Raw genomic sequence first — 25,373 nt, forward strand, 5'->3', positions numbered from 1 at the left:
TGTACATTAACCACTTAAAACTAGTGTTATTCTATTGTTAAATGGAGATATAGCATCTCATTTATTCGTTTAAACACCAAATTCTCCTTATATTTGTTTGCTATTTTTTCAAAATACTTAACTTTTTAACAAACAAAATAATTATGAAAAAACTTTACTTTTTATGTTTAACCGTTTTAACAACATCTTTGTCCTTTGGTCAAGTGGTTATAAACGAAATTGACGCAGCTACTCCAGGTACTGATATGGCTGAGTTTATTGAGCTTAAAGGAACGCCTAACGCATCTCTTGATGGATTAGTAGTTGTACTTTATAATGGCTCAAATGACCAAAGTTATGCCGCTTACGATCTTGATGGTAAAACTTTAGATGCTAACGGATTCTTTATCTTAGGTAATACCGCTATAATCACACTTCCTGGTGATACAGACATGGGCGCTAGTAATGCCTTACAAAACGGAGCAGATGCTGTTGCTGTTTACAGTGCTAATGACACTGATTTTCCAGATAACACACCTGTGACTTCAACAAATTTAGTAGATGCTATTGTATATGGTACTAGTGATGGTGATGACGCTGGGTTATTAGCTGGTTTGGGAGAATCTGTTCAATATGACGAAAACCTAAATGGAACTAATGATACAGAATCACTTCAACTAAATATGGCTGGTGATGCTTATGAAACTAAAGCTCCAACGTTTAGAGCAGAAAATGATACAGCTGTTTGCGATTTAAGTTTATCTTCAACTTCTGCTGTTTGTGATACTTTTACACCAGGTGCTACTAGTGACACATACACTGCTACAGTTGATTTTTCTGGAGGAGGAACTTCTACATATACAGTAATGGCAGATTCAGGAGTTGTTGATTTAACAAATGGCGATCCTTCAAGTGATGCAACTGGTACAATTACAGTGACAGGTGTTGCAGAAGGAACAGATGTTGTAATTACTGTTCAAGATGGAGGATTATGTGACCTTATGTCTACGGTAACATCTCCTGTTTGTGAGCCTTCAAACAGTTTACCTTTATATGAAGGTTTTGACTATACAGTAGGTGCAGACCTTGGCGCACAAGCTAATTGGAATAACTTTAGTGGTTCTGCAAATCCAATTGATGTTGTTTCTGGTAACTTAACTTATGCAGGCTTAATTGCTCCAACTGGAGAATCTGTTCAGTTAGATGGTTCTGAAAATTCTAATATAGATTCAGAAATCACTTTTACTCCTGTAACTTCTGGAGAAGTTTATGCCTCTTTTATTATCAACATTAGTGACTTATCAAATATTACAGATTTAAATGATGGTGGTTACTTTGCAGTTCTTGGTAGTTTTGACGCGAGATTATGGGTACACCCAGATACTGATCCTGTAGGTACAACGTACGACATTGCATTAACAAATGGTAGTTCTGGTTCGAACTTTACTACAACTAAATACAATATAAATGAAGATGTTTTTATTGTTATGAGTTATAATGTTGATACTGGTGCTATTAATGGATGGGTTAATCCTGCTGGTGCAGATTTAGGTGGCACAGCTCCTACTGCATTATTAACAGATACTGATGGATCACCAAATCCTTCTGTTGATACATTTGTTCTAAGACAAGATTCAGCTGGTGAAACTCCAATTATGACATTTGACGAATTACGTATTGGTACGTCTTGGGCAGATGTTACACCTAATACTTTATCTACTGAAGAGTTTTCTGCAGATAGCTTTAAAGTATTCCCTAACCCAACTTCAACTGGGTTTGTAAATATCATAAGTAATAATAACAATGCAACTTCAGTAGTTGTTTATGATATCTTAGGAAAACAAGTAATCAGTGAGTCTTTAACAAATGACCGTTTAAACGTGTCTGCATTAAATACTGGCGTTTACATCTTAAAAATAACACAAAATGATGCTTCGATAACTAAAAAGTTAGTGATCAAGTAATCTAAACACTCTTATTTACATACAAATAGAGAAACGGTCCTATGATTGTTTCTCTATTTTTTGCACCAAATTATTAATTTTTATCCCCTTAATTTAAAATGAAAAAGATCTATTTAACAACATTACTTTTAATTTCAACATTTTTAGTTCAAGCACAATTACAAAAAGGTGACATTGCCTTTACCGGTTACATTGCCGATAATCCAGACCAATTTTCGTTTGTGGCATTGGTTGATATCCCAGCTAATACTACAATCAGGTTTACCGACAATGGTTGGTTTGCCGCTGGTGGTTTTAGAAACAACGAAGGTACTTTAGATTGGACATCACCAAATAGCGTTGTAACTTTTGGTACCGAAATCTTAATTACAGATGTAAACAGTTTAACAGTAAACATTGGATCGCTTACAGTAGTAAGCAGTTTGGTAAGCCTTAGTTTTAATGGTGACCAACTATTTGCTTATGACCCTGCTAATACACCTGTAGCTGGCGATGAGAGTGGTTTTTATGCTGGTATTCAAATGAATGGCGCATGGGATGCTAATGCAACAGGAGGAACATCTTCGGCACAGCCAGCATCTTTAGTTGGATTTTCTTTAGAAATCGCTCCCGAAGTTGACAATGCTGTTTATGATTGTTCTACAACAACAGGATCTATTTCACAACTTAAAGCTGCGATATTAAATCCAGGAAATTGGACAACGAACGATAACCCAGGGCTTACACTGCCTACATGTAATTTCATGCAAACATTATCAACTAATGATGTAAGCACAACAAACTTTGATGTGTACCCAAATCCTGCATCTCATGTGGTTAACATAAATGCAACTAACACCAATGATAGTATTGAGGTTAGTGTTTTTGATGTTTCTGGAAAAGAAGTTATTAGAGAAACTTTAGAAAACAATCAATTAAATGTTTCAAACCTAAACACAGGGTTGTATATCTTAAAAATTACACAGAATAATGCGTCTACAACTAAAAAGTTAGCCATTAAATAAATTGTAATTACAAATCATTTAAAAGCGTCTCCATAAATATCGAGGCGCTTTTTTTTATTTTTGCACTAATGATAGATACAACTCGCATTTTTTCAATTACTTCTGAAAAAGAATTTCAAACACTAGCTTTAGATGTTTTTAAATTTCAGTTTGAAAATAACGCAGTGTATCGTTCTTTTTGCGATTTGCTATATAAGCATCCTAGTGATGTAAAACAGATTAGAGATATTCCGTTTTTACCCATTCAGTTTTTTAAAAGTCATCAGGTATTAAGTTCTCAAACTCCCATTCAAGAAACATTTTCTAGCAGCGGAACAACTGGCACTACAACCAGTAAGCATTACGTTACAGACCTCTCAATTTATGAGCAAAGTTTTAGAAAAGGTTTTGAGCAATTCTATGGAAACATTAAAGACTATGTTATTCTTGCTTTATTGCCAAGTTACTTAGAACGCGAAGGATCGTCATTAATCTATATGGTAAATGATATGATCAATGCCTCCGAACATGTCGAAAGTGGTTTCTACCTCAATACTATTAATGACTTAAAACAACAATTAACAGCATTAGATGCTAATGGGAAAAAAGTATTGCTCATTGGGGTGTCTTTTGCCTTATTAGACCTCGTGGAAAGTCATCAATTCAAACTCCAAAACACAATCATAATGGAAACTGGAGGCATGAAAGGTCGTAGAAAAGAAATGGTAAGAGATGAACTCCATACCATTCTAAAATCGGGTTTTGGTGTTTCTAAAGTTCATAGTGAATATGGGATGACCGAACTATTAAGCCAGGCGTATTCGTTGGGCGATGGTCGTTTTAAATGTCCTAGTTGGATGCGTATTCTAACACGTGATCCTGAGGACGCACTTACACTCCTAAACAACGAAAAAACTGGTGGCATAAATATTATTGATTTAGCAAATATCAATTCGTGTTCATTCATTGCAACACAGGATTTAGGGCGTACTTATAAGAATCATAGTTTTGATGTTATTGGAAGGTTCGATTCGAGTGACATTAGAGGTTGTAATTTAATGGTCTTGTAAACTTTTTAGTTTTCTATCGACTACAAATCCATGAAAACAAAATTATTTAGTGTTATCTTTTTCTTCGGAATGATAACAACATTCGCACAGTCTGTAGATTACAACACCAAAAAGAATTATATAGCTAAAGGTTATGATGTTGTAGCTTATTTTGATAACCAAGCTATCGAAGGTGATAAGGCTTATACCACAACCTACGATAATGTAAAGTTTAAATTTTCTTCGGAAGACAATCTTAAAGCATTTAAAAACGATCCTAAAAAATATATTCCCCAATATGGAGGCTATTGTGCATATGCTGTAGCTGTAAGTTCTAAGAAGGTGGATATCAACCCCAAAACTTTTGAAATTAGAGATGGAAAGCTCTATTTATTCTATAATTCTTGGGGAAATAACACTTTAAAAAGCTGGAAAAAAAATAATGTGAAAGGTTTACAAAAAAAAGCCGACAAAAACTGGGAAGCTATGAATTTAGACGAATAGTTTAGAGTTCTATGAAAAAGAAGGATTAGCTTCGAATAATAGTTGATTGGTTAATGTTAAACGTCCCGCTACTTTCGGGACGTTTTTCTTTTAGGACACTTTAATAATATAAGTGTTCTTTTTTCCTTTATTAAGAATGATATAGGTATCATTAATTAGGTCTTCTTCAGATAATTGATAATCCTCTTTCACCTTTTCTTTATTCACAGACACGGCATTTTCTTTTAATGCACGCCGTGCTTCACTATTTGATGATAAGAAATTAGTCTTTGCAGCCAAAGCTCCTATCATATTAAGTTCAGAGAGTTCTTCTTTAGAAATTTCGGCTTGAGGCACACCTTCAAAAACATCTAAAAATGTTTTTTCGTCAAGAGTTTTAATATCTGCCTTAAAGGTTTTACTAAACAAGATATTAGATGCTTTTTCGGCATTTTCATAGTCGGCCTTAGAATGCACCATCGTTGTCATTTCCTCAGCTAAACGTTTTTGTAGACTTCGCTGGCCTGGCGCTTCTTTATGCGATGCTATAATATTCGAGATTTCATTTTCCGTTAAAAACGTAAAAATCTTGATATACTTCTCGGCATCTTCGTCACTAGAATTGAGCCAGTATTGATAAAATTTGTAAGGTGATGTTCTGTTTGGATCTAACCATACATTTCCGCCTTCAGATTTTCCAAATTTAGAACCATCACTTTTAGTAATAAGAGGACATGTAATGGCAAATCCCTTACCTCGAGCAATGCGTCTAATCAATTCGGTTCCAGTTGTAATATTTCCCCATTGATCACTTCCTCCCATTTGGATTGTACAATTATTTGCTCTGTACAAATGCAAAAAGTCATAACCTTGAACCAGTTGGTATGTAAACTCTGTAAACGACATCCCATCACTAGACTCTGAAGAAATTCTATTTTTAACAGAATCTTTAGCCATCATATAATTTACTGTAATGTGCTTTCCTACATCGCGTATAAATTCTAAAAACGAAAAGTCTTTCATCCAATCATAGTTATTAACTAGCACAGCAGCATTAGGAGCATCACTTTCGAAATCTAAGAAATGTGATAACTGCGCTTTAATAGCATCTTGGTTATGACGTAGGGTTTTTTCATCCAGCAAATTGCGTTCACTAGATTTCCCAGATGGATCACCAATCATTCCTGTTGCACCTCCAACCAAGGCGAAGGGCTTATGCCCACAACGTTGATAATGTGCTAAGAGCATTATAGGTACCAAATTACCAATATGTAAAGAATCTGCTGTAGGATCAAAACCTATATAGGCAGATCTCATTGTTTCCATTAAATGTTCTTCAGCTCCAGGCATGGTTTGGTGAACCATTCCTCTCCATTGTAATTCTTCTACAAAATTCTTTATCATAACGTATTTATTAGTAATCTTCCGCAAAGATAGATTTATACCTTAAAAGACAAAAGACAATTAGAAAAAAGCGTAATTTTATGCTATGATTTTAGTTACAGGAGGCACAGGACTTGTTGGTTCACATCTATTGTTTAATTTGGCAAGTAATAATGACGCTGTGCGAGCCATTTATCGCAGGGCTCATAAACTAGAATCTGTAAAAAAAGTATTTAGTTATTATACTGATAATGCCGAAGAACTCTATAATAAAATTGAATGGGTAGAGGCAAATATAAATGACATTCCCGCTTTAGAAATAGCCTTTAAAGACGTCACCTACGTTTACCATTGTGCGGCTTTCATCAGTTTTGAACCCAACCGTTATAAAGAACTTCGAAACGTCAATATTAAAGGGACAGCCAATATTGTTAATTTATGCATTTCAAACTCGGTTAAAAAATTATGCTACGTAAGTTCTATTGCTGCCATTGGGCATGAGTCAAATTCAAGCACATTGATTACAGAAACGACAGAATGGAATCCAGAACATGACAATAGCGTATATGCGATTACTAAATATGGAGCCGAAATGGAAGTTTGGAGAGGCACTCAAGAAGGCATTGACGCTGTTATTGTTAATCCGGGAATTATTTTAGGTCCTGGATTTTGGAATGGCGGAGGTAGCGGGAGTTTGTTTAAACAAATCTATAAAGGTTTAAATTACTACCCTAAAGGGTCATCGGCTTATGTAGATGTATGGGACGTTGTCTCTATAATGACACAATTAATGACGAGTCATTTAAAAAATGAGCGCTATATTGTAATTTCAGAAAATGCATCGTTTAAGAGTTTTCAGGATAAAGTGGCCAGAAATTTAGAGGTAAAAACAGCAACTAAAGAAGCCTCTCCGTTGTTATTAGGAGTAGCTTGGCGCTTAGATTGGACACATCATAAACTGTTTGGAAAACGTCGAAAATTATCCAAACAAATGGCTAAATCTATTTCTGAAGACACCTTATATGACAACGCTAAGGTGAAGTTGGCACTTCAGTTTAAGTTTCGTCCTATTGACGAATCAATTTCCAAAGTTTCACACTATTACAAGCGCGACATCAGATCATAATCTTATCTATTAAAGGTGAGTCGTTTTGCCGCTTTCACATCTAATACTTTAAAATTATTATAGACAAGGCTTCCGTTTAAGAAGGTATGAGTTATTCTAGATTTAAAGGTAGCTCCTTCAAATGGTGACCATCCACATTTATATAAAATGTTATCTTTTTTAACAGACCAAGGGTTATTGATATCGACAATCACTAAATCGGCATAATACCCTTCTTTAATATAGCCTCGTTTTTCAACCTGAAACAATATAGCAGGATTATGTGCCATTTTTTGAGCAATCTTTGGTAATGAAATTTTATTTTTATGGTACATTTCAATCATAGCAACCAAGGCATGCTGTACTAGGGGTCCGCCTGAAGGTGCTTTTGTATATACATTATCTTTTTCTTCGAGCGTATGTGGCGCATGATCTGTGGCTATGACATCAATTCTATCATCTAATAAAGCCTTCCATAGTTCGTCACGATCCTTTGCGGTTTTCACTGCTGGATTCCATTTAATATGTGTGCCTTTTTGCTTATAATCCTCATCGCTAAACCAGAGGTGATGAATACAAACCTCGGCTGTTATTTTCTTATCTTTTAATGGAATTTTATTACTGAAAAGTTTGGTTTCTTTTCCTGTTGATAAATGAAACACATGCAATCGAGCTCCAGTTTTCTTAGCCAATTCAATGGCCTTTGAAGATGACAAGTAGCAAGCCTCTTCACTTCTGATAATAGGATGCTTTTCAATTGGGATATCTTCGCCATAGGTATCGATATGCGTTTGCATATTTTTTCTAATTGTAGCTTCGTCCTCGCAGTGCACAGAAATAACCATATCAGTGCTACTAAATATCTTCTCAATAACTTTAGGATTATCAACGAGCATATTTCCTGTTGAAGACCCTAGAAATAACTTTAAACCAGCAACCGTTTTAGGGTTCACTTTAAGAATTTCATCTAAATTATCATTTGTACCTCCAAACATGAAAGAATAATTAGCATATGCGCTTTGAGAAGCCACGTCAAACTTAGCTTCTAATTTTTCTACTGTTGTGGTTTGAGGGTTTGTATTAGGCATTTCTATAAACGATGTAATACCACCTGCAAGTGCTGCTTTAGACTCAGACTCAATATTTCCTTTATGCGTTAGTCCTGGTTCTCTAAAATGAACTTGATCATCTATAACACCAGGAAAAACATAATTACCTTCGGCATCAACTACAATCACATCGGCCGATTTAGCACTAATTGAATCTGAAACTTCTTTGATAAGTTCTCCTTCAATTAAAATATCACCTTCTGTGATGGCACCTTCATTTACTATTTTAGCATTCTTGATAAGTATCGTTTTGTTCTGCATCTTATTTACCAAATAAACTTTTAAACTTCATATTAATCACTCCAAAAATCGCTTCTGAAATAATACTTCCACTCATTTTAGACTTTCCTTTTGCTCGATCTGTGAATATAATAGGGACTTCTACTATATTAAATGCTTTGAGGTGGGCTTTAAATTTCATTTCAATTTGAAACGCATAACCTACAAATTTAATCTTGTCTAAGTTGATTGTTTCCAAAACTTTTCGACTATAACAAATAAAACCAGCTGTAGTATCGTCAATTCTCATTCTCGTGATAAATTTCACATATTTAGAAGCAAAATACGACATCAATAACCGCTTCATATCCCAATCAACAACATTAACTCTATTGCCAATATAACGAGAGCCGATAGCCATGTCTGCACCTTTTATCGCACATGCATTATAGAGTTTAATAAGATCCTCTGGGTTATGAGAGAAATCGGCATCCATTTCAAAAATATAATTATAATGTCGTTGCAAACACCATTTAAACCCCTCAATATAAGCGGTTCCTAGTCCCGTTTTATTAGCCCTAGACAACAGGTATAGTTTCTCAGGAAATTCACTTTGTAAGCTCTTAACTTTAGTTCCTGTACCATCTGGAGAATTATCGTCAACTATCAAAATAGAAAAGACCTTATCTTGAGCAAATACAGCTCTAATAATGGCTTCTATATTTTCTATTTCGTTATAGGTTGGTATGATGACAATGGCATCTTGCATCGAGAATTAAATAGTTTTTGATGTTAGTTATAGACAAAAGTAAGTGTTTTATCACTTATAAATAAGGCTTAAAATCATAAACATTGTTAATCTTATATAATTGATTTAATGTTGCAAATTATAAGGTATGCATTCGTCAAATATTCTTCATAGTTTTGTAGTATGCTAAGAGAGGTTATTTCTAATGATTGGTTTACAGTTTTCCTAGTTTTAGGGCTGGTTTTTATTACGCTATCAAAATACATTTTTGCCCACAGGTTTAAAGATTTTTTGGTGGTTATTGGCAACTCTAAGTATTTAAAAATTTATGCAAGGGACCAAAAATTTATAGATGGATTTGATGCCTTACTATTTTTCAATGGGATTATATCTGTTTCAATTTTTGCCTTTATTAGTTATTCTACATTGGTAAACCCTTCAGAATTTGACCTTAATCTATTTTTTAAACTATTGTTTGGTATTGGGGTTTTATTTCTAATTAAGATTCTATTAGAACGTTTAATAGGAAGTTTGTTTGACATAGATGAACTCATCGATTCGTATTTATTTCAAAAAACGACGTTTAAAAATTATGCTGGCTTAGTGTTATTCCCAATCAATGCCATTATAATTTATACGCTAAATCCCTCAAAACCTATCATTTATTCAATTATTGGACTTATTGTATTAATCAATCTTATTGGATTTATTTCTTCATTTAAGAATCATCAAAAATTACTTTTAAATAACATATTCTATTTTATTTTGTATCTTTGCGCACTTGAAATTGGACCCTATCTAATTTTATATAAGTTAATTAAAGATTTCAACGCTTAAAAACACTTTAAGGAATATGACGAAAGTGAAAACGATTTTAGTATCTCAACCAGAACCTAAAATAGAAAATTCGCCTTACTTTGATCTTCAAGAAAAGCAAAAAGTAAAGATAGATTTCAGACCATTCATTCATGTTGAAGGAGTAGAAGCTAAAGAGATAAGACAACAAAAAGTTGATCTTTCTAATTATACAGCTATTATCCTTACAAGTAGAAATTCTGTGGATCATTTTTTTAGAGTTGCAGATGAAATGCGCTTTAAAGTTCCAGATACGATGAAATATTTTTGTCAATCTGAAGCTGTTGCTTATTATCTTCAGAAGTATGTTGTTTACAGAAAACGTAAAATTTATGTTGGTAAACGCACCTTTAAGGATTTATCGCCATTAATTAAAAAGTATAAAGAAGAGAGCTTCTTATTACCTACTACGGACAAATTAAAACCGGAAGTTCCAGAAATACTAAATGGTTTAAATGTAAAATGGAAAGAATCGGTATTTTACAAAACAGTAATAAGCGATTTATCTGATTTAGCAAATGTATACTATGATATTTTAGTATTCTTTAGTCCTTCTGGTATAGAATCTTTATTTCACAATTTCCCTGAGTTTAAGCAGAACGACACTCGAATTGCTGTTTTTGGAAACACGACAATTAAAGCAGTTGAATCTCATGGGTTAAGAGTTGATATTGCAGCTCCAACACCAGAGACACCATCAATGACAATGGCTTTAGAAAAATATATTGATAAAGTAAACAAAGGAAAATAAATCCCTTTTTATAATACTATAAATAAAAAACGTCCTAATATATATTAGGACGTTTTTTTATGATTTATAATACAATCTAGTTATTTCAAAGGTGCACCAGCCATAATCTCATCACTAGCAAATTCTTCAAATTGCTTAAAGTTGTCTCTAAAAGATTGAGATAATTTAAATGCCGTTTTGTAATACCCTTCATCATCATTCCATGTTGATCTCGGACTTAAAACTTCGGTAGGTACATTAGGGCATGTTCTAGGTTGTTTTACACCAAAAACAGAATGTACATGATAGTTATCTTTATTAGCAGCTTCTAAACTTCCGTCCATTGCAGCGCTAATCATTGCGCGTGTAAACTTTAATTTCATGCGCGATCCAACACCATAAGGACCTCCAGTCCAACCCGTATTCACTAGCCATACATTAACACCAGCCTCTTGCATTTTTTTGCTCAACATTTCAGCATACTTCGTTGGGTGTAACGGCATAAATGGAGCGCCAAAACATGCCGAGAAACTTGGTACAGGTTCTGTAATACCAGCTTCAGTTCCTGCAACTTTAGCTGTATATCCAGAAATAAAATGATAAGCCGCCTGTCCTGGTGTAAGCTTAGAAATTGGAGGTAATACGCCAAATGCATCAGCAGTTAAGAAAAATATATTTTTAGGGTTTTTACCAATAGAAGGTACTCTAATATTGTCAATATGGTGAATTGGATAACTCACACGTGTATTTTGAGTTATTGATGTATTGGCAAAATCAACTTTACCATTATCATCCATAACAATATTTTCAAGAATAGCTCCTTTTTTAATAGCGTCATAAATTTCCGGCTCTTGATCTCTAGACAAATTAATCACTTTAGCATAGCAACCACCTTCAAAATTGAATACTGTATTTTCACTGGTCCAACCATGTTCGTCATCACCAATTAAACTACGATTGGGATCTGTAGACAACGTTGTTTTACCTGTACCTGACAAGCCAAAAAAGATTGCTGTATCTCCATCTTTACCAACATTTGCACTACAGTGCATAGGTAATGTGTTTTTAAACACAGGAAGAACAAAATTGAGTGCAGAAAAAATACCTTTTTTGATTTCTCCAGTATATCCAGTACCACCTATTAAAGCAATTTTGCGTGTAAAATCTAAAATCGCGAAATTATGTTGACGTGTCCCATCAATTTCTGGATCGGCCATAAATCCTGGTGCATTAACAATAGTCCATTCAGCTGAAAAGTCTTTTAATTCTTCCTCTGTAGGGCGTAAAAACATGTTATATGCAAACATGTTACTCCATGGATACTCATTTATAACACGAATATTTAGTCTATAATTGTCATCTGCACAAGCATAGCTATCTCTTACAAAAACTTCCTTTTCAGAAAGATAATTAGTGACTTTATCATATAGTCTCTGAAATTTATCAGCATCAAAAGGGATGTTAATATTTCCCCACCAAATTCGATCTTTTGTAATATCATCTTTTACAATAAATCTATCCATAGGTGAACGACCTGTAAACTCGCCTGTCTTAACAGCCAAAGCACCTGAAGAGGCTTCCTGCCCTTGACCTTTAGAAATAGTAAGTTCTTGAAGTTCGTTTGGAGATAGTTGATATCTTACTTTAGCATTTTTTATACCGTAAGCATCTAACGAAATCGATTTCGTTGCATGTGTATGGTTTACCATAATTTGTTTGTGTTGTTTAAAGTGCAAAATTAAACATTATTTTAAAGTAGCCTGCTAATTTTGAGATTTATCGGCATTGGTTTTCAAAAAGTTTATCAACAATGTGATCCAAGCTATAATTAACAGTAAACCACCAATAGGTGTAATGAATCCTATTTGCTTAAAATCGAAACTTGAAAGTTCATTTGTTGCCAGTCCATAAATTGAACCAGAAAAGCAAAATACTCCAAATACAACTAAATAAAAGATGATACTTTTTGCCTTTTTACTAAGTCCGTTATAGCTTCCAATAAACAAAAGAAACAATGCATGGTACATTTGATAACGCACACCTGTTTCGAAGGTTAATTGTGACTCACTAGAGATTAGCGCTTTAAGGCCATGAGCCCCAAAGGCACCAATAATAATACCTAGAGCTCCTAAAACACTCCCTGCTATTAGAATTTTTTTGTTCATATATAAATTGAATTTTGGTTTTTATAACCCTTTCTATTTAGTAAATTCGTGCTTAAAATTCTTTGTTGTTTTTCTGATTTACAAAAAAACTTCATAAACAAAATTACTCAACTCAACCCATTATGCGAAAGATTTTAGTCATAGGTTCTGGAAAATCTACATCTTACCTTATAAAATATTTATTAGATAAATCTATTGAAGAAGAACTACATATTATTGTAGGGGACATTAATATACTTAATGCCAAAAAATTAATTGGTGGTCATGAAAACGCTAATGCTATTATGCTAGATGTTTTTGACAAATCATCTAGACAAACTGCTATTGAAAATGCCGACATTGTGGTTTCTATGCTGCCTGCCAGATATCATATTGAAGTAGCCAAAGATTGTATAACTTATAGAAAAAACATGGTCACGGCATCCTATGTAAGTGAGGACATGCAAAAACTTAACAAAGCCGTAACTGAAAAAGGATTGGTATTTATGAACGAGATTGGTGTAGACCCAGGAATCGATCATATGAGTGCCATGCAAGTCATAGATGATATACGCGAAAAAGGTGGTAAAATGGTATTATTTGAATCATTTACAGGTGGTTTAGTTGCTCCTGAAAGTGATAATAACCTTTGGAATTATAAATTCACTTGGAATCCTAGAAATGTTGTTGTTGCCGGACAAGGAAGTGCAGCAAAGTTTTTACAGGAAAACTCATATAAGTATATTCCTTATAATAGATTATTTAGACGAACTGAATTTTTAGAAATAGATGGTTTCGGGCGTTTTGAGGCGTATGCTAACCGAGATTCTCTTAAGTATCAATCGGTTTATGGATTAGATACTATTAAAACTTTATATCGCGGAACCATGCGTCGTGTTGGTTTTAGTCGTGCTTGGAATATGTTTGTGCAATTAGGCTTAACAGACGATAGTTATACTATTGACGATAGTGAAAACATGAGCTATCGTGATTTTGTTAATGCCTTTCTCCCTTACAGCCCTACCGATTCTGTTGAATTAAAATTTAGACACGCCCTTAAAATAGATCAAGATGATATTGTTTGGGATAAACTAGAGGAATTAGATTTTTTCAGTAAAACCAAAATGGTAGAACTCAAAAAAGCAACGCCAGCACAAATTCTTCAAAAAATATTAATGGATAGCTGGACGCTTGAAGAAGATGATAAAGACATGATAGTGATGTACCACAAGTTTGGATATGAACTTGACGGAAACATGCATCAAATAGATTCTACAATGGTTACTATTGGAGAGGATCAAACCTATACTGCAATGGCCAAGACAGTAGGCTTACCAGTGGCTATAGCAACATTAGCTATTTTAAACGAAAAAATCACAACACCTGGTGTTCAAATTCCAATCACCAAAGAGGTTTATGAGCCTATTTTAAGGGAATTGGAAGACTTCGGAATTCAATTTTCTGAAAAAGAAGTTCCATATTTAGGATACAACCCATTAAACATTTAAGACGTATTGCTTATGAAAATGGTCAATCAGAATATACAAATTGATGGTATCGATAAAAAGATTCTACGTGCATTAATGGCAGATGCCAGAACTCCTATTTTGGAAATTGCACGATTGGTTGGTATTTCGGGTGCTGCCATACATCAACGTTTAAGAAAACTCGAGAAATCTGGTTTAATTTCTGGTTCTAAGTTTGTTATAAATCCGAAAGTTTTAGGGTATACAACCATGGCATTTATTGGTATTTATTTAGATAAAGCTATAAGTAACCCCGAGGCAGTTAAACAATTGAAAAAGATTCCTGAAGTGTTAGAATGCCATTATACCACTGGAAATTGGAGCATTTTTATTAAGGTGCTTTGCAAGGATAATGAGCATTTAATGCATGTTCTTAATCATGATATTCAATCTATTACAGGTGTTTCAAGAACTGAAACTTTTATTTCTTTAAACCAGCAAATTGAACGTCAAATTAAAATATAAGTTGTCTTATCCCGACACTATAAAAAAAGCAACCTCATGAGGTTGCTTTTTTTTTATAGAGTTGGTTGGTTATTACTTAATAGATAACTTCTTAGTTATTGCCTTACTTTCAGAAGAAATTGTAACTAAATACAATCCCGTAGAAAGTAGCGAACTCATATCTAAATTTTTATCACTAGTTGCACCTTCTAAATTATAGGTTACAATGGTACGACCGTTTAAATCTGATACAACAACCTTGTCTAATGCCACACCAGCATTTTTTATTGTAATATTTCCATCGGAAGGGTTAGGTAAAATGTCTATACTTTGTTCTAATGAAGACACTTCATCTGTGCTCAATGTGTCAAGAATATCTACATTAATATTGTGAAATCCGAAATCATTCAAATCGTCGGTATCAGTAGGTATAATATTAATCTGCGTGATACTCAAGGCATTTGCAGCATTAGTTATTGTTAAAGTACCTGCTCCCAAAGGGTAAGCCGTAGGACTAGAAATAACGGCATTATCTTGGTTTGTTACAGAAATGGTTCCTGCTCCAAGCGTGTCGTAATCAATACTATTCAAGTTAAAGTTTGTAGGCATTCCATTTTTTGTAATGGTTAACCTATGAGGTGTTAGCGGATCTATGGCGCTTAGAAAAAACACAAGATCTCCTCCTCCTAAATTGTCTAATTCCTCATTCCCCGAATGATTGACCGTTAACACGTAGGTGTCTGGCCCACTTACAATTGTTTCAGTAATTACGGTACCATTATCTACTGCAGTATCGATGGTGAAATTTAAAGTTTGGGCCGTAAGAACCGAAGACATTAAAAAAAGTAAAATGTAAATTTGTTTCATAATATAAGTATTTAATAAATAGATTTGGAATCACAAGATAAGACATTTAAACTTCTGATTACCAATAAATAAAAATCAATTAATAATTATTTTCTTTACCGCAGAGCCTTCTTTAGATGATACTGTCATTAGGTAAACTCCTGCTGACAACTTCGAACTCATGCTTACATCAACATTTCCAATAACACCATTTAAATTTTTAGTAAAAACGGTTCTTCCATTGAGATCAGACACAACTATTTTTTCTAAAGCGATAGTGGTATTTTTTAAGGTGATGTCTCCATTGGATGGATTTGGAAAAACGCTAACATTGTTTTCTAACAAAGAGCTTTCGTCTACACCAAGTGTATCAAGAATATCAATATCGATATTATGAAATCCAAAATCATTTAAATCGTCTGTATCCGTTGGGAAAATTTTAATTTCAGTAATATCAAAACCATTACTAGGATCAGAAATAAATAAGGTTCCTGCACCTAACGGATAAAATGTTGGAGCTGAAATAATCTCATCATTTTGATTTCTAACCGAAATGGTTCCTGCACCTAAAGTATCATAATCAATACTATTAAGTTTGAAATTAACAGGCTCTCCATTTTTGGTAACTTTTAAAACATGAGGAGTAAGTGGATCAATAGCGCTCAAAAAGAATACCAGATCTCCCCCTCCTAAGTTGTCGAGTTCCTCATTTCCTGAGTGAGCGACTGTAAGCACATAAGTATCTGATCCAAGGGTAATAGTTTCTGTAATATTAGTACCATTGTCTACAGCGGTATCGATAGTAAAATTTAGATTTTGGGCTACACTATTAAGGCTTATAAACAGCGAAAAACACCAAACAATGGTGCCAAATAGTGATTTCTTTGAATAAGTGTAGTTTGTTTTCATAATGAATAATTTAATGATTAATAGCTTTTTATATTTTTAAGATACTACTTAAAACAAATAAATTGCTGATATCCAGCTATTTATCGTTAAACAGATTAATATTTTGGTTTAACGCTATGTTTCTCAACAATAAGCATCTTAGAAACGCAAAGAATATCTATTGATTAGATATTCTTTGCATCATTATTCTTTATTAACTTCTTGGAGGGAAAATCCCTTCTAATGCGATAATATAGTTCACCGCTAAAAATGGTTGCATATTATCATGAGACTGGTTACCACCAGTATTATTAGTTTGAATAGCATCTCCTGCCATTTTAACATTTTTGGCAGTAGCGTAAGATCCACCTTCGGCTGGATAAGCATTCGTTGGATTAGTCGTTCCTTGTCCACGTCCTACTGGACTTGTAGCTTCAATCGTTCCTGTATGGCTATGCGCTGGAATTTGAGTCACGTTTAAAGTCACTCTATTCTCTCCCCCTTTTTGACCAAGTGTTACAGGGTCAACTCCTGGGCCGTTACCAGCATGTAATGCCGCTCTACCTCTTAAATCTGGTAAGGCGAACGTTGTTCTCCCGTCACCTCCGTAAGTGGTTCCTAAAATTGAAAATAATGCCGTATGACTTGCAATTGGTAATAGTTGGCCGTCACATAATGCCCAATTTCTTGGGGCAAAATTTCCTCCAAACATCATAATTTGTCCGATGTATTGTTCCATAATAGTCTAATTTTTTAATTGTTAATAGATTACAAATTTGACAGAAAACCCTCTAATTTTTAAGCGCAAAACCACTACATATTCAAATCACGTAGAAATACCTGTTTTTTTAAATAGCTCTGTTTTTTTAATACAATTTGAGTAGCTTTAAGGATTATTAATCAACTTTAAATTAAATATTATGAGTGCAACGAGACCCTTAACACGAACGCTCCAAGAAGGAAAAGACTGGACAGAAAACTGGCAAAGCCAACACAAAACCTTGTCCAAAGCTTTCAGAATCCCTGTCGAAGATTTAATCGCATGTTTTAATGAAATGAAACTCGATTTTACCATTGATTCTGCTACAAATAGGCTTCATGTTGTCCCTGGAACGTATGAATTCTCATTAAGAGCATATCAAGCTATTGATGGTACCGGCGGAGAAAAACTATTAATTGTTGGTACAGAAACCACAGATGGAAAGGTCTATAAAGACATCACTTCCGTTAATGGAAAATCTGCTATTTATGATTTTACAACACCTTGTCCTGCGGACTGTGATAGAGGAAGTATTCTTTATCATGATATAAAATCAGATGCTTATTAATGAAATTAATAAATGTTTTTTTTGAATATACAGGCATTATACTAATTTTTATTAATGCATTATTATACCTTATAGGCTATAAACACTTTAAAAGTGTTTTAGCCTATAAGTATTTTAGCTGGTATTTATTTATTTCATTTTTAGTATCAACTTCGGCTTTTGTACTTGCCAAGTTGGAAATCACAAATTTATTTCTTTCGCATTTTTATTTTATAAGTCAATTCTTGCTTTTGTCTTTATTTTATAGTGCTTTATTCAAAAAAAATCAAAAGAAATATGTTTTCATTGTTATTTTATTGGTTTGCGTTATTCTGGCTATTCAGTATGCTTTAAAACCAAGTTTATTTTATCATTTTAATCTATTCGAAATATTTATAACATCGCTACCTATAGTTGTATATGCCATTATTCACTTGTATAATTCTTTAAGTAACACCAACAAGTTTTTAAAAATTAACTCTGGTGTTTTAATCTATATTACCTCAAGTACCCTTATATTTATTCTAGGTAACTATATATCATATGAAGCGATGAATAGTGATGTAAAAAGAAACATATATCTGATAAATAAAATTCTATATGTTGTTTATTTAACCTTAATTTTGATACAATGGAAAACGAGTTTTCAGCCGGTCAAGAACAAATCATAGGTGCGCTTGTCTATAGTATCATTTTTTTAGTCTTAGTTACTCTAGGACTTATCTTATTTTTTTATTACTCACGCAAAAAACTTATCGAGAAAGAGGTTGAAAAAATTAACATTAAACTCGATCATCAAAAAAAGATATTACAAACCACAATCAAGGTTCAGGAAAAAGAACGTAATCGTATTGCTCAAGACTTACATGATGCTATTAGTTCAAAATTGAATGTGGTGAGTTTAACAACCAACGTTTTAATTGAAGACGAAACCATTTCTAGCGAGCATAAAGAAGCTCTAAATCATATTTTAGATATTACCACAAGAACGCTAGAAAGCTCCAGAAAAATTGCGCACGAATTAATGCCTCCAATTTTAGACAAGTTTGGTTTAAAAGTGGCTTTAGAAGAGTTGTTTGAAGAGTTTACATCAAACACATCTATAAAAATAAATCATCAAATTGAACCCCTAAATCAATTAGATAGAAATAGTGAACTTCATGTGTTTAGAATCGCACAAGAACTAATTAATAACGCCTTAAGACATGGCAAAGCAGACCTACTACAAATGCATTTAAAAAAACAGAAGCAAGGCTTTGAACTCGTTTTCAAAGATAATGGCATTGGATTCGACGTCAATGAACATAAAAAGAAATCCGGAATTGGATTACAAAATATTAAGAGTAGAGTTGCGATATTGAATGGGCAACTTTTTGTTGAGAGCTCTAAAAAAACGGGAAGTATATTCACAATTAATTGTTACTCTTATGGATACTAAAATCACAATTGCAATAGCCGATGACGAGCTATTATTTAGACAAGGGCTTATTTCAATTTTAAGCAAAGAAAAACACTTAGACATTTTATTTGATGCAGAAGATGGTAACCATTTAATGGAACAACTACGCTCAGCAAAGCAGTTGCCAGAAATTGTGATCACAGATTTAAAAATGCCTGGTCTTAATGGTGTTGAAACCACAAAACTTATTCGTAAAGAATACCCAGATATTAAAATTATTGCGCTTACCAGTTATTTTAGTAAGCCATTCATTATTAATATGATTTCTATTGGAGCTGTCGCTTATTTAGCAAAAAACAGTACTCCAAAATTGATGCTTACTACCATTAAAGAAGTTGCCGACAAAGGGTTTTATTATGATGAACAAGTGATGAAATTTATTCATGAAGGGTTATTAAATAATAATGACCAAATCAAGAAATCTAACTTTGACACAACCTATTTTACCAAACGAGAAAAAGAGGTGTTAGATTTAATATGTAAGCAGTTTACAACGAACGAAATTGCCGAAAAACTATTTATAAGTCCGAGAACCGTTGATGGTCATCGTAATAATTTATTACTGAAGACAGAAGCTAAAAATCTTGCTGGTTTGGTAGTGTATGCCATTCAAAATAAATTGGTAAACCTCGAAGAGCAATTCTAATTAAACAAAAAAAAAGCATCCTTTTCAGAATGCTTTTTTTCATACATAATATTTAGAATAATTAATCTCTCGACATAAAAATTTGCAAGACATACCAGAACAGTAGCATTAATGATGCAAACAATCCTAAAGCCGCAGGAATGTAATCCTCGGTTGAATATTTGTGTACCATATTAGAGGTTTGATATAAAATCGAACCGCCTGCTAATAGACACATGGCCACAGAAAACCATAGACCAAGATTAAATCCAAAAAGTAAACCAGCAACAATTAATCCCATAGCGATAAAAAAACCAATTGTTAATCCTGTTCTTAAAAATGAAAAGTCCTTTTTAGTCACAAATACTATGGCAGACAACCCTGTAAACAAAGACAAGGTTACAATGGAAGCCTGATATAACACATCTCCACCATCGGCCAAAAATGTTGTTGCGATATACAGCAGTGGAACAAAAATAAAAGCCTCGGCTAAAATATATAAACCATAAGCGAGATACTGCTTATTCTTATCTTGAGTTTTTAGAGCCATTCCCTCGGCATAATTGGTAATAAACATAAAACCACCAAGCATGATTAACCATCTCCAACCTTGCGTCATAGACATCGCAAAACTAACAATGGCATCACTTTGTAATAAGAGCCATTCAAACATGATAAAAACGAGAACACCACCAGCTACATGAGCATAGGTTTTTTTGTAAAAAGCTACACGATCTGTAGCAGATAAAGCACTCAACATCAATTTGTTATTAGCATTGTGAAAAGGGCTTTGGTTAGAATTTTCCATAGGTTAATTGATTTAATAAATCTAAAATAATAAAACAAAACCGAATCCCGTGTAAAAAAACGAAATTCGGTTGAACTCTTGTTTATAAGGTCGTATTAATCACGCCCTCCAAACACTTGAAGTGCCCAATACAGAAGAGACGCTAAAGCTCCAATAGCTGCAACAAGATAGGTTCTTGCTGCCCATTTTAATGCGTCTTCAGATCCTTTATACTCCTCTGGAGTAACTACATTTTTGTTTTTTAACCAAGCTAAGGCTCTGTTACTCGCATCGTATTCTACAGGTAAAGTAATAAAGCTAAATAACGTAGCAAATCCCATAAATACCAATCCTGCAACCGCAACCCAATAGCCTAAGCCAACACCTGCTGCTGCTCCTAATACCAATCCGCCAATAACTAACCATTGCGACATGCCAGAAGTTACACTTACAATTGGCACTAGTGCCGAACGCATTCCTAAAGCACTGTATGCTTGCGCGTGTTGTACTGCATGACCAACCTCGTGTGCTGCTACAGCCGCTGCTGCTGCATTACGTTGATTGTAGACTGCCTCACTTAAATTTACCGTTTTATTTTTTGGATTGTAATGATCTGTTAACTGACCTGCCACAGAAATCACCTCAACATCTGTAATTCCATTATCTGCAAGCATTTTCTCAGCTACTTCTCGTCCGCTCATACCATTGCGCAATTGCACTTTAGAGTATTTCGCAAATTTTTGTTTTAATTGATTACTTACTAACCAGCTTACCAATGCTATGGCTCCAATTAATACGTAATATCCCATCATTCCGTTCATAATTATAAAAATTAAATTGTTACTATTCTAGTACAAAAAGTAAGCCAATTTGTAGCTAGGGAAATTTTGTCAGTTATTGTTTTGTTAAAATGGCTTTTTGTATAACCGTTACTGGATAATTCGTCACATTCACTGCATCTCCTCCATTATCACTGCTCGTTTTGTCAGTCATATCTGAATATACAATCTTGAACTCCATTTTATTCTCATAAAACGTTTCGGTAGTTGTTATCAAACTACTCTCAACATCAAAAACACTATAAAGTGTATTATCAATATAATTGGCGTTGAGTACAATACCATTGTTTTCATCTATTAAAAACTCGCCTTTAGATTTATCTTTTACTTTTAAAGTGTAGTTCTTTTCAGAGGGCTTATTATTCACCAACACAATAAATTTATAGCTGTAAAGATCAGTAGAATCTGTAGCCTTTAAATGAAATTCCATAGGCAGGCTTTGTTTGCCTTTAGAACTTGTAATGACCAAATCGCCTTTATAAACTCCTAAATAATCATCTGGAAAAACCTTGTCTTGCGCATTAAGACTAAAACAGGCAAATAAACCAAGCAGTAAGAAAACGGTTCTCATAATCGTTGTTTTAGTAAAAGTAATGAAAGTTCTTGATACTGCTCACTTTTATAAAACGCAGAAAGTCATTTATAGACACTCTTAAACCTCTATTCTTTAAAGGGTGTTAGGACTACTTGAGCAACGACATTATTATAAAGCAACACAACCAATCTGTCTTGTTCAGATTTAAAAAAACTTGGCGCATTTCCTAGTTTATATAGTAAGGTGTCTCCTCCTGCTTCTAGTGTCATTTCGGGCTCACCTAATAGTGATATCACCTCATCTTTTGTTTTGCCAATGAGCAATTTACTTTCAACAATGTCATTGGCCATTTTGTAACGTTGGGTTGGATTCGTAATCCATTTTGATTGGTCAAACCGTTCTTCAAATAACCAAATTAAGCTACTAGCAGATATAAAGGCTACGAAGAAGAACAATATAATCTTATCATATTTTTTAATCTGCAGCCTCATGTTTTTAACCTACTATATTGACAATTTTGCCAGGAACTACAATTACTTTTTTAGGTTCTCGTCCTTGTAATTGCGCAATGGTTTTTTCATGAGCCATGACTGTTTTCTCAATATCATCCTTACTCATATCTAAAGGTAGCTCCAATGTAAATCGCATTTTACCATTAAAAGAAATAGGATAATTCTTACTGCTTTCTACCAAGTGTTTTTCTTCAAACTTCGGAAATGGAGCTGTCGAGATCGATTGGTCATGCCCTAGTTTACTCCATAATTCTTCAGCAATATGTGGCGCATAAGGAGATATTAATACCAGTAACGGTTCTAGTATGGCCTTACTTGTACACTTTTGAGCTGTCAATTCGTTCACAGCAATCATAAAGGTGGATACTGATGTATTGAATGAAAAGTTCTCGATATCGTCTTCTACCTTTTTTATGGTTTTATGAAGGGTTTTTAAGTTGTCTTTTGTGGCCTCTGCATCGTTTACTTTAAGTCCATTGTCATCCACATACAGTTTCCACAGTTTCTTTAAGAATCCGTGAACACCAGTAATACCAGCAGTATTCCAAGGTTTGGCTTGCTCTAATGGTCCTAAGAACATTTCATAAAGACGTAAACTATCGGCTCCATATTGTTCACAAATACTGTCTGGGTTAACGACATTAAACCAACGCTTTGACATTTTTTCAACTTCGCGACCAACAATATAATTACCTTCTTCAAGAATAAATTCAGCATTTTCAAACTGTGGTTGCCATTGTTTAAGTTTTTCGATATCTATCTCATCAGAAGCGTTTACGATATTTACGTCTACTCTTATTTCTTCAACATCGTGACCTTCTTTTAACCCCTTGGACACATAAGTATTAGTCCCTGAAACTCTATAAACAATCGCACTCGTCCCCAAAATCATCCCTTGGTTGATCAACTTTTTAAACGGTTCATCTACACCAACAAAACCTCTGTCGTGCATAAACTTCACCCAAAAACGTGAGTAGAGTAAATGTCCTGTGGCGTGCTCGCTACCTCCAATATATAAATCTACATTTTCCCAATACTTTAGCGCATCCTCGGTTGCAAAATGCTCACCTCTATTGGCAGCTTCTTCCATATATCTAAAGAAATACCAAGAACTTCCTGCCCAACCTGGCATCGTGTTTAATTCTAATGGATAAATACCATTGTCATGAGACCCTTCGACGCCGCTCAGGGTGACAAGATTATTAGATACTATTGTGTTAGTGTTCGTATCCCAAGCCCAAACATCGGCACGACCTAATGGCGGCTCACCTTCTTCTGTTGGCAGGTATTTTTCAACCTCTGGTAAACGTACTGGTAAATGTTCAAGATCGATCATTTGAGGCATCCCATTTACGTAATACACTGGAAACGGTTCTCCCCAATAACGTTGGCGCGAAAACACAGCATCTCGCAATCTGTAATTGGTTTTTCCTTCGCCTTGACCCAATTGCTCCAATTCATAAATGGCACGTTTGGTTGCTTTTTTATAATTCATTCCATTAAGGAAATCACTATTAGCGATAATCGTATTTTCTTTATCTGAAAAGGCTTCTTCGGAAATATCTACACCTTCAAAAATATTCGGAATTGGAATATTAAAGTGCTTTGCAAAATCGTAATCGCGCTGGTCACCACAAGGTACAGACATCACAGCACCTGTTCCGTAACCTGCCAATACGTAATCACCAATCCAAATAGGAATGGGCTCTTTTGTAAATGGATGCTCTGCATAAGCTCCCGTAAAGACACCTGAAATCGTCTTAACGTCTGCCATACGATCACGTTCACTACGCTTTGCTGTAGCTTCAATATAGGCTTCAACTTCAGCTTTTTGTTCGTCTGTTACAATTTGTGATACCAAGTCATGTTCTGGAGCTAAAGTCATAAAAGACACGCCATAAATGGTATCTGGTCGTGTTGTAAACACATCAATTACTGCATCGTGGTCATTCACATTAAACGTAACGCTAGCCCCAACAGATTTCCCTATCCAGTTACGCTGACTCTCTTTAAGTGAGTCTGTCCAATCAATAGTATCTAATCCTTGAAGTAAGCGTTCTGCATAGGCCGAAATTCGCATACTCCATTGGGTCATCTTTTTTCGAATAACGGGATGTCCTCCACGTTCGGAAACACCATTAACGATTTCATCATTGGCCAAAACTGTTCCTAATGCAGGACACCAGTTGACTTCGGTTTCTGCCAAATAAGTCAATCTATATTTTAATAAAATGTCTTGCTTCTTTTCCGAAGAAAATTGATTCCATTCTTCTGCAGTAAACACATTCACATTATCATCGCAAACGGCTTCAACAGATTCATTTCCTTCCGAAGAAAATACTTTTTCTAATTCTGAAATTGGAAAAGCGCTCTGGTGATTTTTACAATACCAAGATTCAAACAATTGAATAAAAATCCATTGTGTCCACTTATAATAATCTGGATTACTGGTACGTACTTCTCTACTCCAATCGAATGAAAACCCAATTTGGTCGAGTTGACGACGATAGGTTTTTATGTTAGTTTCTGTAGTTATTGCTGGGTGCTGTCCTGTTTGAATAGCGTACTGCTCTGCAGGCAATCCAAAACTATCATAGCCTTGAGGATGCAATACGTTAAACCCTTTATGACGCTTATAACGCGCATAAATATCACTTGCAATATAACCTAATGGGTGCCCTACATGTAAGCCTGCTCCACTAGGATAAGGGAACATATCTAACACGTAATATTTAGGCTTGTCGCTTTTATTTTCAGCTTTAAAGGTATGGTTGTCTGCCCAATATTTTTGCCATTTGGCTTCAATCTCATTAAAATGATAACTCATGGTTTCTTTGCAAATTTAGACCGCAAA

25 protein-coding genes are annotated in these 25,373 nt (G+C 34.3%); 12 read left to right on the plus strand and 13 right to left on the minus strand.

Going from position 1 to position 25,373, the window contains the following annotated elements; genetic code table 11:
* Nucleotides 1-143 precede the first annotated feature (143 nt).
* The 4 genes from Q0787_RS02760 (at nt 144) to Q0787_RS02775 (ending at nt 4,479) form a co-directional block, all read left to right on the plus strand.
* Nucleotides 144-1,943, plus strand: a complete 1,800-nt coding sequence (locus Q0787_RS02760) for a T9SS type A sorting domain-containing protein (protein WP_298900693.1) — start codon at nt 144-146, stop codon at nt 1,941-1,943.
* Nucleotides 1,944-2,041: 98 nt separating this feature from the next.
* Nucleotides 2,042-2,947: a T9SS type A sorting domain-containing protein gene (locus Q0787_RS02765; protein ID WP_298900695.1), complete on the plus strand. Its 906-nt coding sequence runs from the start codon at nt 2,042-2,044 to the stop codon at nt 2,945-2,947.
* Between the two features lie 68 nt (nt 2,948-3,015).
* Nucleotides 3,016-3,996: an acyl transferase gene (locus tag Q0787_RS02770; RefSeq protein ID WP_298900696.1), complete on the plus strand. Its 981-nt coding sequence runs from the start codon at nt 3,016-3,018 to the stop codon at nt 3,994-3,996.
* Nucleotides 3,997-4,026: 30 nt separating this feature from the next.
* Nucleotides 4,027-4,479, plus strand: coding sequence for a YHS domain-containing (seleno)protein (locus Q0787_RS02775; RefSeq protein ID WP_298900697.1), 453 nt, complete (start codon nt 4,027-4,029; stop codon nt 4,477-4,479).
* A 90-nt stretch (nt 4,480-4,569) separates the two neighbouring features.
* On the opposite strand, the gene tyrS is transcribed toward Q0787_RS02775, so the two are convergent.
* Nucleotides 4,570-5,862, minus strand: coding sequence for a tyrosine--tRNA ligase (gene tyrS / locus Q0787_RS02780; protein ID WP_298900698.1), 1,293 nt, complete (start codon nt 5,860-5,862; stop codon nt 4,570-4,572).
* Nucleotides 5,863-5,947: 85 nt separating this feature from the next.
* Here tyrS and Q0787_RS02785 point away from each other — a divergent pair, with 85 nt between their 5' ends.
* On the plus strand, nt 5,948-6,967 hold the full coding sequence (locus Q0787_RS02785; protein WP_298900699.1) for an NAD-dependent epimerase/dehydratase family protein: 1,020 nt from the start codon (nt 5,948-5,950) through the stop codon (nt 6,965-6,967).
* A 2-nt stretch (nt 6,968-6,969) separates the two neighbouring features.
* On the opposite strand, the gene Q0787_RS02790 is transcribed toward Q0787_RS02785, so the two are convergent.
* Together Q0787_RS02790 and Q0787_RS02795 are read right to left on the minus strand one after the other, a co-directional pair.
* Nucleotides 6,970-8,316, minus strand: coding sequence for a dihydroorotase (locus tag Q0787_RS02790; RefSeq protein ID WP_298900700.1), 1,347 nt, complete (start codon nt 8,314-8,316; stop codon nt 6,970-6,972).
* A 1-nt stretch (nt 8,317) separates the two neighbouring features.
* Complete coding sequence (locus tag Q0787_RS02795) at nt 8,318-9,043, minus strand: polyprenol monophosphomannose synthase (protein ID WP_298900701.1); 726 nt, start codon at nt 9,041-9,043, stop codon at nt 8,318-8,320.
* Nucleotides 9,044-9,205: 162 nt separating this feature from the next.
* Between Q0787_RS02795 and Q0787_RS02800 the strand changes: the two genes are divergently transcribed.
* Together Q0787_RS02800 and Q0787_RS02805 are read left to right on the plus strand one after the other, a co-directional pair.
* Nucleotides 9,206-9,859 (plus strand): DUF4271 domain-containing protein, encoded by a 654-nt coding sequence (locus tag Q0787_RS02800; protein ID WP_298900702.1) that lies wholly within the window; start codon nt 9,206-9,208, stop codon nt 9,857-9,859.
* A gap of 16 nt (nt 9,860-9,875) precedes the next feature.
* Nucleotides 9,876-10,628 carry a uroporphyrinogen-III synthase gene (locus Q0787_RS02805; protein ID WP_298900703.1) on the plus strand — a complete coding sequence of 251 codons (753 nt, stop codon included), beginning with the start codon at nt 9,876-9,878 and terminating at the stop codon, nt 10,626-10,628.
* 80 nt (nt 10,629-10,708) lie between these two features.
* Here the strand turns inward: Q0787_RS02805 and pckA are convergent, their stop codons facing one another.
* Both pckA and Q0787_RS02815 read right to left on the minus strand, forming a co-directional pair.
* Nucleotides 10,709-12,316: a phosphoenolpyruvate carboxykinase (ATP) gene (gene pckA, locus Q0787_RS02810; protein WP_298900704.1), complete on the minus strand. Its 1,608-nt coding sequence runs from the start codon at nt 12,314-12,316 to the stop codon at nt 10,709-10,711.
* Nucleotides 12,317-12,370: 54 nt separating this feature from the next.
* Complete coding sequence (locus tag Q0787_RS02815) at nt 12,371-12,772, minus strand: DUF423 domain-containing protein (RefSeq protein WP_298900705.1); 402 nt, start codon at nt 12,770-12,772, stop codon at nt 12,371-12,373.
* A gap of 122 nt (nt 12,773-12,894) precedes the next feature.
* Between Q0787_RS02815 and Q0787_RS02820 the strand changes: the two genes are divergently transcribed.
* Both Q0787_RS02820 and Q0787_RS02825 read left to right on the plus strand, forming a co-directional pair.
* On the plus strand, nt 12,895-14,259 hold the full coding sequence (locus Q0787_RS02820) for a saccharopine dehydrogenase C-terminal domain-containing protein (RefSeq protein WP_298900706.1): 1,365 nt from the start codon (nt 12,895-12,897) through the stop codon (nt 14,257-14,259).
* Nucleotides 14,260-14,271: 12 nt separating this feature from the next.
* Nucleotides 14,272-14,742, plus strand: a complete 471-nt coding sequence (locus Q0787_RS02825) for an Lrp/AsnC ligand binding domain-containing protein (RefSeq protein WP_298900707.1) — start codon at nt 14,272-14,274, stop codon at nt 14,740-14,742.
* A gap of 72 nt (nt 14,743-14,814) precedes the next feature.
* On the opposite strand, the gene Q0787_RS02830 is transcribed toward Q0787_RS02825, so the two are convergent.
* The 3 genes from Q0787_RS02830 to Q0787_RS02840 all read right to left on the minus strand — a co-directional run bounded on the left by Q0787_RS02830 (nt 14,815) and on the right by Q0787_RS02840 (nt 17,194).
* Nucleotides 14,815-15,588 carry a T9SS type A sorting domain-containing protein gene (locus tag Q0787_RS02830; protein ID WP_298900708.1) on the minus strand — a complete coding sequence of 258 codons (774 nt, stop codon included), beginning with the start codon at nt 15,586-15,588 and terminating at the stop codon, nt 14,815-14,817.
* A gap of 75 nt (nt 15,589-15,663) precedes the next feature.
* On the minus strand, nt 15,664-16,476 hold the full coding sequence (locus Q0787_RS02835) for a T9SS type A sorting domain-containing protein (RefSeq protein WP_298900709.1): 813 nt from the start codon (nt 16,474-16,476) through the stop codon (nt 15,664-15,666).
* Nucleotides 16,477-16,669: 193 nt separating this feature from the next.
* Nucleotides 16,670-17,194, minus strand: a complete 525-nt coding sequence (locus Q0787_RS02840; protein ID WP_298900710.1) for a phage tail protein — start codon at nt 17,192-17,194, stop codon at nt 16,670-16,672.
* A gap of 181 nt (nt 17,195-17,375) precedes the next feature.
* Between Q0787_RS02840 and Q0787_RS02845 the strand changes: the two genes are divergently transcribed.
* From Q0787_RS02845 to Q0787_RS02855, 3 genes are all read left to right on the plus strand, one after another.
* Nucleotides 17,376-17,783: a hypothetical protein gene (locus tag Q0787_RS02845; protein WP_298900711.1), complete on the plus strand. Its 408-nt coding sequence runs from the start codon at nt 17,376-17,378 to the stop codon at nt 17,781-17,783.
* Between the two features lie 610 nt (nt 17,784-18,393).
* A complete protein-coding gene (locus Q0787_RS02850; protein ID WP_298900712.1) occupies nt 18,394-19,200 on the plus strand; it encodes an ATP-binding protein in 807 nt (268 codons plus the stop codon).
* Nucleotides 19,190-19,867: a response regulator transcription factor gene (locus tag Q0787_RS02855; protein ID WP_298900713.1), complete on the plus strand. Its 678-nt coding sequence runs from the start codon at nt 19,190-19,192 to the stop codon at nt 19,865-19,867. Before Q0787_RS02850 ends, Q0787_RS02855 begins: the two co-directional genes overlap by 11 nt.
* 61 nt (nt 19,868-19,928) lie before the next feature.
* Here the strand turns inward: Q0787_RS02855 and Q0787_RS02860 are convergent, their stop codons facing one another.
* The 5 genes from Q0787_RS02860 to leuS all read right to left on the minus strand — a co-directional run bounded on the left by Q0787_RS02860 (nt 19,929) and on the right by leuS (nt 25,346).
* Entirely contained in the window at nt 19,929-20,654 is a 726-nt protein-coding gene (locus Q0787_RS02860) for a Bax inhibitor-1 family protein (RefSeq protein ID WP_298900714.1), read from the minus strand.
* Nucleotides 20,655-20,749: 95 nt separating this feature from the next.
* Nucleotides 20,750-21,445 (minus strand): zinc metallopeptidase, encoded by a 696-nt coding sequence (locus Q0787_RS02865; protein ID WP_298901514.1) that lies wholly within the window; start codon nt 21,443-21,445, stop codon nt 20,750-20,752.
* A gap of 82 nt (nt 21,446-21,527) precedes the next feature.
* Nucleotides 21,528-22,043: a hypothetical protein gene (locus Q0787_RS02870; protein ID WP_298900715.1), complete on the minus strand. Its 516-nt coding sequence runs from the start codon at nt 22,041-22,043 to the stop codon at nt 21,528-21,530.
* A gap of 89 nt (nt 22,044-22,132) precedes the next feature.
* Nucleotides 22,133-22,498: a hypothetical protein gene (locus tag Q0787_RS02875; RefSeq protein ID WP_298900716.1), complete on the minus strand. Its 366-nt coding sequence runs from the start codon at nt 22,496-22,498 to the stop codon at nt 22,133-22,135.
* A gap of 4 nt (nt 22,499-22,502) precedes the next feature.
* Nucleotides 22,503-25,346, minus strand: a complete 2,844-nt coding sequence (leuS, locus tag Q0787_RS02880; protein WP_298900717.1) for a leucine--tRNA ligase — start codon at nt 25,344-25,346, stop codon at nt 22,503-22,505.
* Between the last annotated feature and the right edge of the window lie 27 nt (nt 25,347-25,373).

Origin of the sequence: uncultured Psychroserpens sp., assembly GCF_947492715.1 — a bacterium.
Taxonomy (GTDB): Bacteria; Bacteroidota; Bacteroidia; order Flavobacteriales; family Flavobacteriaceae; genus Psychroserpens.